This is a genomic window from Brevundimonas sp., assembly GCF_023259385.1.
GTDB lineage: Bacteria > Pseudomonadota > Alphaproteobacteria > Caulobacterales > Caulobacteraceae > Brevundimonas.
In genome coordinates this window covers 1-8048 of record NZ_JAHFPF010000159.1, presented here as the reverse complement: position 1 = coordinate 8048, position 8048 = coordinate 1, and the positions used below count along the sequence as shown (strand labels likewise).

Here is an 8048-nt window from a genome sequence, read left to right as displayed (position 1 = left end):
CCGGCGCGCCGGCCAGGACGCAGCCGATCAGGGCGGCGGCGGTCAGGCGTTCAGCGCGGGTGGCGACCCCGCCGGGCGGGCGCAGCAGCTGGCGGCCCTGACGGCCCAGCACATCGGCCAGCTTCAGCCGCTCGGCCTCGGTGGCGACCTGTCCCATGCGCCGGGCGGCGCAGGCCAGGTTGACCGCGCGGCGGGCCAGGATGTCGGGATCCCAGGCGAAGGGCGACCAGCGGACGAAGACCTCGGCCCAGATCAGGGTCAGCCGCAGGGCCTCGCGCGCGCCGCGCTCGCCCTGGGTCATCAGCGACGGCAGCCAGGCGAAGGCGTGCAGATCGACGGCGAAGGCGCGGGTCGGGCTGGGGCGGTTGAACGGATCCTCGGGCTCCGGGGCTTCGAGGCTTGAGCCGGCGAGGACGAAACGACCGCCCAGGACGCCCTTGCCGACGGCCGGATCGACCGGGCGGAAGTCGCGGGGGGTGGAGGCGAAGCTCTGGGCGGTGCGGCCCCTCAGCGTCAGGGCGTAGCCGGGCAGGCCGTAAGCCTCGATCCACAGCTGGCGGCTCAGCAGGCGTCCGGCGATGGCGGGCCACAGGGCCGGGCCGGTGCTGGCGCCGGTCGCGCGCACCGGTGTGCGGACGGGCGCGCCGCGCAGGCCCGGGATCTCGCCGGGCGCAGGTCCGTCGCCTTCCGGCGGGGCGAAGGGTCCCAGGGGGCTCACGCGGACTTCAGGGCCTGGATGTTGGCGGCGTAGGCGTCGGGGCCGCCCTTGAACACGAACGAGCCGGCCACGAGGGCGTCGGCCCCGGCGGCGACGCAGGCGGCGGCGTTGGCGCTGGTCACTCCGCCGTCGACCTGCAGGTGCGCCTGCGATCCGGCGGCGTCCAGCAGGGCGCGGGCCTTCTCGATCTTGCGCAGGGTGGTCGGGATGAAGGACTGGCCGCCGAACCCCGGATTGACCGACATCAGCAGGACCAGATCGACCAGCTCCACCACCTCTTCCAGGATCGTCAGGGGGGTGCCGGGGTTCAGAACGACGCCGGCCTTGGCGCCCAGCTGGCGGATGCGGCCAAGGGTGCGGTGCAGGTGTGGCCCGCTTTCCGGGTGGACGGTCAGAATGTCGGCGCCCGCGTCCCGATAGGCGTCCAGCCAGGGATCCACGGGGGCGACCATCAGGTGCACGTCGAAGGTCTTCTTCGTGTGCGGCCGGATGGCCTTCACGATGTCGGGGCCCAGGGTGATGTTGGGCACGAAATGCCCGTCCATCACGTCGATATGGATCCAGTCGGCGCCCGCGGCGTCCAGCGCGCGGACCTCCTCGCCCAGCTTCGAGAAGTCGCTGGCGAGGATGGAGGGGCAGATAAGGGGGGCGGCCATGCCCCCGGATAAGGCGGGTCGCGGGCGCGGGCAAGCCGGGCGCCGGGTTCACGCGCGCAACCGTGCTACACGGTTTGGTCATCACAGCCGGGGAGCCCGCCATGAGTGAATACGTCGCCACCGTCGAATGGGTCCGGGGAGACCAGCCCTTCCTCGACAACAAATACGCCCGCGCCCACGACTGGCGCTTCGACGGCGGGGCGGTGGTGCGGGGCTCGTCGGCCCCGGGCAGCGTGCCGGTCCCCCTGTCCGATCCCGCCGCCGTGGATCCGGAGGAGGCGCTGGTGGCCGCCGTGTCCAGTTGTCACATGCTGTTCTTCCTCGCCTATGCGGCGAAGGACGGCTTCGTGGTCGACCGCTATCTGGATCAGGCCGTGGGCGTGATGGGGCGGGACGAGCGCGGCAAGGTCTCGATCACCGCGGTGACCCTGAGGCCCGCGGTGGCCTTCTCGGGCGACAAGCGACCGGATGCTGCGGCGATCGCCGACCTGCACCATCGCTCGCATGAGCACTGCTACGTCGCCAACTCGATCCGGGCGCCGGTGACGGTGGAGCCGCAACCGGCCTAAGCAGCATCTTCCTCGATCAGGGAGCGGTGCAGGGCGATGCCGGCCATGACGCCGTCGGCGGCGGCCAGGGTGACGTTCGACATGACGCGCGCCGCATCCCCGGCGGCGAAAACGCCCGGGACGGTGGTCTGCTTCATCTCGTCGGTGCGGATCATCTGGCCGACGGGCGTGTCCTCGATCTCGCAGCCCAGGGCTTGGGCGAGGTCGCCGTTCAGGCGCAGGCGCGGGCCGACGAAGACCGCCTTCAGCGGAACCAGCCGTCCGTCCGCCAGCCTCGCGCCGTCCAGCGCCGGGCCTTCGCCCTCCAGCGCGGCCACCGGCGTGGCTTCGACGGTGACGCCGCGCCGCGCCAGCATCCGCGACTGATCGGCGTCGGGCTCCAGCTTTCCGTCCAGGAACAGGACGACCTGCCCCCATTCGGCGACCATGACGGCCTGGTGGACCGACATCGGACCGGCGCCGAGCACGCCGATCGGACCGCCGCCGATCTCATAGCCGTGGCAGTAGGGGCAATGCAGGACGGTCCGCCCCCAGCGCTCCTTCACCCCGGGAAGATCGGGCAGGATGTCCTGGACGCCATAGGCCAGCATCAGCCGTCGGCCCGTGACCCGTGCGCCGTCAGCCAGATCGACCTCGAAGCCGCAACGGCCCTTACGCGCGTTCACGACTTCGCCGCGCCGGAAGGCGGCGGTGGGATAGGCGGAGACCTGGGCGCGGGCCTCGGCGGCGATCTCGGAGCCCGGCACGCCGTCGCGGCCCATGACGCCGTGGGCGCGGGCGGCGAAGCGGTTGCGCGGGCGATTGTCGTCGATGACCAGCACGCGCCGCCGGGCGCGGGCCAGCTGCATCGCCGCATTCAGTCCGGCGTACGAGCCGCCGATGATGATGGCGTCATGCGGCATGGTCGGATCCACGGGAGCCTCCGGTGTTGAGCTGGGCCTTCCGGTCGGCGAAATCCGCGGCCAGGTCGGCGAGGGTGATATGCGCCAGCCGGGCCTCGATGAGGGCCCGGGCCTCGGCGTAGGCGGCCTCCAGCGAGCGATTGACCGCCGCCTCGACCAGACAGCCGTGGCTTTCGACCGGCGGCGCTTCCGGGGTCAGGGCCGGTTCTCCCAACGCCGTGTGCACGTCGCGCAGGGTGATGCCCGACAGGGGCCGCGCCAGCCGCCAGCCGCCGCCATGCCCACGCTCCGAGGTGACAAGACCGCCTTCGCGCAGCCCGGCCATGGTGCGTCGGACGACGACGGGGTTGGTCTGCAGACAGACAGCGAGCGCATCCGAGGTCATCGGCGCGTCGGCGTCTCCCATGTGCAGCAGGGCGTGCAGGACGCCGGAGAGTCGTGAATCCCGTTTCATGTAACTTCAATTGTTACGTGATGGGCTGATCGTCAAGGGCGGCGCGCGATAATTCCGGAAACCGGATCAGGCGGGGGCGACCGCCACGTCTTCCAGCAGGGCGACGAAGCGTCGCACGGCCTCATCGGCCAGCTCGGGGTGGTAGCGCATCGGCTTGGCCGCGCCGGGCTCGTCGAAGGCGTGGGTGCCCTCGGCGATCCAGGTCTCCACGTCCGCGCCGCAGTTGCGAACCATGGCGTGGACGGTCTCGGCGTTGCGCACGGTGGTCAGGTGGTCGCCGCGGGAGATGACGGCGAGGGTCTTGGGGCAGTGCTTCCACGGCCGCATGCGGTTGAGGGCGGCGACGCCGATATAGGGGTAGGCGAGATAGACGGCGCGGACCCCGTCCAGGCTGACCGCGCCGGGGTCGGCCAGGCCCAGCATACGGTCATGCCGCTCCGAGCTCATCGCCTCCATGATGCCCCAGCCGCCGTGGCTCCAGCCGGCCAGGGCGACGCGCGAGGCATCCACGTCCCGCCTGCGGGACACGCCGTCCAGTGCGGCCAGGACGTCTCCGGCGCGCTTGTCGCCGCGCAGGGTCAGTCCGGTGCAGACCGTCATCAGGGCCCGTTCGCGACTCCAGCCGCGCGGGCCGTAGGAGTCGACGATGAAGGCGCGCCAGCCCGCGGCCCTGGCGGCTTCGGCATAGCGCGGCAGGTGGTCGCGCAGGCCGCCGCAGCCATGGAACAGGATCACCGCCGGGCGCGGCCGGTCATCCTCGGGTCCGACCACGGCCACGCCGGGTTCGAGCATCGTCCAGCGGGCGGCGAGGGTGTCCATGGACGGGAGCTTAGCGGGAAGCGCCGGTGCGTCGAAGTGATTAGTGGTTAGTGATTGGTGGGTGGCTGGATCAGCCTCCGGCGCGAGGTTCGGAACCGCCGGCGCTCGCGACATCGAACCACTAATCACTAACCACTAATCACTAGCTGGGCGCCCTGCCTGCCGCAGATGGCGCTAGTGCCTGAACACCCGTACGCCCGTGAAGGCCATGGCGATGCCCTTTTCGTCGGCGGCGGCGATGACCTCGGCGTCGCGCATCGAGCCGCCCGGCTGGATCACCGCCGTGGCGCCCGCCGCGACCGCTTCCAGCAGGCCGTCGGCGAAGGGGAAGAAGGCTTCCGACGCACAGGCCGAGCCCTCGGCCAGCGAATGGGCCAGGCCCTTGGCCTCGCCGGCTTCGCGCGCCCGGATGGCGGCGATGCGGGCCGAGTCCCGGCGGTTCATCTGGCCGGCGCCGATGCCGGCGGTCTGGCCGTCCTTGGCGTAGACGATGGCGTTGGACTTGACGTGCTTGGCCACCGTGAAGGCGAACAGCATGTCCTGGATCTCGGTCGGCGTCGGCTGGCGGCGCGTGACGATCTTCAGGTCCGAGGGCCGGATCAGGCTGCGGTCGCGGCCCTGCACCAGGAAGCCGCCGGCGACCGAACGGAACACCTCGCCCGGGCCGTGCGGATCCGGAAGACCGTCGGTGATCAGCAGGCGCAGGTTCTTCTTGGCCGCGAAGACCTCGCGGGCTTCGTCATCAGCGCCGGGGGCGATCACGACCTCGGTGAAGATGCCGGTGATGGCGCGTGCGTCGTCGCCGTTCAGCGGGCGGTTGACCGCGATCACGCCGCCGAAGGCGGAGACGGCGTCGCATTCCAGCGCGCGGGCGTAGGCTTCGGACAGATCCTTGCCGACGGCGACGCCGCAGGGGTTGGCGTGCTTGACGATGACGCAGGCCGGGGCCTCGAACTCGGCCACCAGCTCATAGGCGGCGTCGGCGTCGGCGATGTTGTTGTAGCCCAGCTCCTTGCCCTGGATCTGGGTGGCGTGGGCGACGCCGGGGCGGGCCTCGCCGGTGCGGTAGAAGGCGCCCGTCTGGTGCGGGTTCTCGCCGTAGCGCAGGGTCTGGGCGAGGGAGCCCGAGATCGATTTGCGGGCCGGGGCTTCGTCGCCGACCTGGCCGGCGAACCAGCCCGAGACGGCGGCGTCATAGGCGGCGGTGCGGGCGAAGGCGCGGGCGGCCAGGCGCTTGCGCAGCTCCAGCGTCGTGACGCCGTCGGCCTTCAGCGCGGCCAGGACCTGGTCCACCGCGTCCTTGTCGACGCAGACGGCGACATAGCCGTGGTTCTTGGACGCCGAGCGGATCATGGCCGGGCCGCCGATGTCGATGTTCTCGACCGCGGCCTCGAAACCGCCGCCCGAGGCGACCGTGGCCTCGAAGGGATAGAGGTCGATCCAGGCGATATCGATGCCGCCGATGCCGTGCTCGGCCATGGCCGCCGCGTGGCTGGGCTCGTCGCGGACGCCCAGCAGGCCGCCGTGGACCACGGGGTGCAGGGTCTTGACCCGGCCGTCCATCATCTCGGGGAAGCCGGTCAGATCCGCCACGTCCTTCACCGGCAGGCCGAACCCGGCGATGGCGGCGCGGGTGCCGCCGGTCGAGACCAGTTCGACGCCCAGACCGTGCAGGGCGCGCGCGGCGTCCTCCAGTCCGGTCTTGTCGCTGAGCGAGATCAGGGCGCGCTTCGGCGCCACGCGGTCCGGCGCGGGGGGAAAGTCGGGAGCGGCGGGCATGGCGGCGTCCGTATGCTGAGGGGTCGGGGAGACGCGCGGGGCTCTAGCACGGGCACGGACGGAAAGTCAGGGGTTCAATAGGCGTCCCGGTTGATCGTGATAGCAGCGATGCGGGAGTCAGCTTCGTGCAGGCGGAGGGTCGAGATGCGGAGGTCGGTGACGATGGGATGTCCGTGAATCCGATATTGGACCTGGATCCAGTAGCTTACCTCGGCATCTCCGTTTTGGTCGGGGCCGGAGCTGCTGGAGACCCCGGTGATCTGTTTCAGATCAAGATCGCGCAGATAGGCCCGCCCGTCGCAAGATGCGGGGGTACCGCCGTGAGCCTCGTCTCGACATTCAACAGAGAAGGCGGCGCGGTCCTTGATGACGTCCCATCGCGCGGTTTCGAGCAGTAACAGGGCCTGAGCGATCTCAAGGCTGCTGCCGGTGACGAGATGATCGAAGTCACGATAGTCAGAGCAGGCCTTCTTGGCTTTTGCTGAAATGAACTCCTCTCCTGCCGGCGCAGGGGCCGCCGGGCTGAGAACCGAAGTCGTTGAAATATCTGGCGCACCCACAATCGCGTAGGATTCGAAAACGCTGGGCGGCGCCTGCGGGAACCCGCCGGAGTCTTGCAACGCGAATCCGTACTGGACGACCCGGCACAGGGTCTCGTTTATTGGGACCGGCCGCGCATACAGCATGATAGCGTCGGGGTACCGCCTGCTTGTCACGATGGAGGAGGCTGAGCCCGCCATGAGCGCTCGCGCGAGCATCGGCTCGGGGAGGCGCTGCAAAATGCTCGCCGGGGGAAGGCAGGTCGATAGTCCTGCCATCAATGCGGCGCCGAGCACCAAGCCGCCCGCCATCCAACTCGGACCTCTCCACCACCCCATCGCGCTCTCCCAAGCTCGACCGTATGTCGGCTCAGGAAAGCGTCGAAAAATCGACCACGATCGGCGCCCGTCCCAGCCGCTCCAGGAACCGCCGAAACTCGTCCTGCGCGATCGCCGTCGTCGCCGTGTTCGTCAGCGGGTGGAAGTTGACGACGCGCGCGTCCCACAAGGCCTTGTCGAGGACGAAGGTGACGCGGTGGTCGGGGTCGTTGATAAGTCCCAGCGCCGTGACCGAGCCGGGGCGCAGGCCCAGGGTCTTGTAGAGCAGGCCCTCATTGCCGAAGGACAGCCGGTCAGAGCCTATGGTCCTGGGCGCGCGCTTCAGGTCGATGACCGTGTCCTGCCGGGCCGAGATCAGCCACAGCTTCCCCTTCTTGTCCTTGAGGAACAGGTTCTTGGTGTGGGCTCCGGGCATGGCCGCCTTGAGCTCCAGCCCCTCCTCGACGCGGAAGACGGCCGGATGGTCATGGGTGACCTGTTCGATCCCGTGCTCGGCCATCCACGCCAGCAGGCGGTCACGGTTGAAAAGCGGTTCGGGCGGGTTCGGGTTGTCTTCGGTCATGAGGCGTCGTTAGGAGAGGGACGCTTTCGCTTACCCGCCGGAGACCGCCTGTGGAACTGGAATGCTACCCGATGGCGCCGCAGCCGCCGGACCTGGTGCCCGGCCGGGTGTCGCGGGACTGGATGGACGCCTTCGCCAGCCGGCATCCCTACCGCTGCCTGCCGCTGAACATGGCCAACACCACGGGCTGGGAGATCCTGTGCCCGTTCGGCTTCACGGCCGAGTGGAACGGCGGGCCGACCCAGGCCGACATCGTCATCACGCCCGAGCGGACGACGCCGAACGTGGCCCATTTCGTCACCTCCCACTTCACGCGCGGCATCCTGACCCTGCATCCGCAGTATCTGTTCCGCACGCCGCCGGGCTGGGGGATGCTGGCGGGGGGCGCGCCCAACCATGTGAAGGACGGCATCCAGCCGCTGGTCGGCCTGATCGAGACCGACTGGCTGCCCTTCCCCTTCACCATGAACTGGGCCTTCACCCGCCCGGGCAAGATCAGGTTCGAGAAGGGCGAGCCCTTCTGCTTCATCACCCCGGTCGAGCACCGCAAGGTCGAGGCCTTCCAGCCGGTGATCCGGACGCTGGAGTCCAATCCGACCATGAAGGGCCAGTACGACGCCTGGCTGAAGGCGCGCAGCGACTTCAACCACCGCCTCGCCTCGGGCGATCCCGACGCGGCCAAGGAGGCGTGGCAGCGCTTCTACTTCAAGG

The 8048-nt window shown here is 70.0% G+C and carries 9 protein-coding genes and 1 pseudogene; 2 read left to right on the top strand and 8 right to left on the bottom strand.

What is annotated here, in order from left to right:
* Together Q0C81_RS12550 and rpe are read right to left on the bottom strand one after the other, a co-directional pair.
* Positions 1-718 (bottom strand): annotated as a pseudogene (locus Q0C81_RS12550) (heparinase); the annotation flags it as partial.
* Positions 715-1374, bottom strand: coding sequence for a ribulose-phosphate 3-epimerase (gene rpe, locus Q0C81_RS12545; RefSeq protein WP_291838312.1), 660 nt, complete (start codon positions 1372-1374; stop codon positions 715-717). The gene rpe and the pseudogene Q0C81_RS12550, both read right to left, overlap by 4 nt.
* A 101-nt stretch (positions 1375-1475) precedes the next feature.
* Between rpe and Q0C81_RS12540 the strand changes: the two genes are divergently transcribed.
* Positions 1476-1943: an OsmC family protein gene (locus Q0C81_RS12540; RefSeq protein ID WP_291838307.1), complete on the top strand. Its 468-nt coding sequence runs from the start codon at positions 1476-1478 to the stop codon at positions 1941-1943.
* On the opposite strand, the gene Q0C81_RS12535 is transcribed toward Q0C81_RS12540, so the two are convergent.
* The 6 genes from Q0C81_RS12535 to Q0C81_RS12510 form a co-directional block, all read right to left on the bottom strand.
* Positions 1940-2857: an NAD(P)/FAD-dependent oxidoreductase gene (locus Q0C81_RS12535; protein WP_291838304.1), complete on the bottom strand. Its 918-nt coding sequence runs from the start codon at positions 2855-2857 to the stop codon at positions 1940-1942. The two genes, Q0C81_RS12540 and Q0C81_RS12535, sit on opposite strands and share 4 nt — an antisense overlap.
* The gene (locus Q0C81_RS12530; protein WP_291838301.1) at positions 2835-3299 is read right to left on the bottom strand and encodes an Rrf2 family transcriptional regulator; all 465 of its coding nucleotides are present in this window, start codon (positions 3297-3299) and stop codon (positions 2835-2837) included. The genes Q0C81_RS12535 and Q0C81_RS12530 overlap by 23 nt, the downstream gene beginning before the upstream one ends.
* Positions 3300-3365: 66 nt before the next feature.
* Positions 3366-4118 carry a dienelactone hydrolase family protein gene (locus tag Q0C81_RS12525; protein ID WP_291838300.1) on the bottom strand — a complete coding sequence of 251 codons (753 nt, stop codon included), beginning with the start codon at positions 4116-4118 and terminating at the stop codon, positions 3366-3368.
* Between the two features lie 174 nt (positions 4119-4292).
* A complete protein-coding gene (purH, locus tag Q0C81_RS12520) occupies positions 4293-5897 on the bottom strand; it encodes a bifunctional phosphoribosylaminoimidazolecarboxamide formyltransferase/IMP cyclohydrolase (RefSeq protein ID WP_291838297.1) in 1605 nt (534 codons plus the stop codon).
* Positions 5898-5971: 74 nt separating this feature from the next.
* Positions 5972-6748: a hypothetical protein gene (locus Q0C81_RS12515; protein ID WP_291838295.1), complete on the bottom strand. Its 777-nt coding sequence runs from the start codon at positions 6746-6748 to the stop codon at positions 5972-5974.
* A 58-nt stretch (positions 6749-6806) separates the two neighbouring features.
* On the bottom strand, positions 6807-7337 hold the full coding sequence (locus Q0C81_RS12510) for a prolyl-tRNA synthetase associated domain-containing protein (RefSeq protein WP_291838293.1): 531 nt from the start codon (positions 7335-7337) through the stop codon (positions 6807-6809).
* A gap of 50 nt (positions 7338-7387) precedes the next feature.
* Between Q0C81_RS12510 and Q0C81_RS12505 the strand changes: the two genes are divergently transcribed.
* Positions 7388-8048: DUF6065 family protein (locus Q0C81_RS12505; RefSeq protein ID WP_291838289.1), on the top strand; the 661-nt coding region annotated here is incomplete at its 3' end.

What these genes read in the sequence shown, in the direction of transcription:
- rpe (WP_291838312.1), bottom strand. Translation starts at nt 1,374, where the DNA reads ATGGCCGCCCCCCTTATCTGCCCCTCCATCCTCGCCAGCGACTTCTCG.
- Q0C81_RS12540 (WP_291838307.1), top strand. Translation starts at nt 1,476, where the DNA reads ATGAGTGAATACGTCGCCACCGTCGAATGGGTCCGGGGAGACCAGCCC.
- Q0C81_RS12530 (WP_291838301.1), bottom strand. Translation starts at nt 3,299, where the DNA reads ATGAAACGGGATTCACGACTCTCCGGCGTCCTGCACGCCCTGCTGCAC.
- Q0C81_RS12525 (WP_291838300.1), bottom strand. Translation starts at nt 4,118, where the DNA reads ATGGACACCCTCGCCGCCCGCTGGACGATGCTCGAACCCGGCGTGGCC.
- purH (WP_291838297.1), bottom strand. Translation starts at nt 5,897, where the DNA reads ATGCCCGCCGCTCCCGACTTTCCCCCCGCGCCGGACCGCGTGGCGCCG.
- Q0C81_RS12515 (WP_291838295.1), bottom strand. Translation starts at nt 6,748, where the DNA reads ATGGCGGGCGGCTTGGTGCTCGGCGCCGCATTGATGGCAGGACTATCG.
- Q0C81_RS12510 (WP_291838293.1), bottom strand. Translation starts at nt 7,337, where the DNA reads ATGACCGAAGACAACCCGAACCCGCCCGAACCGCTTTTCAACCGTGAC.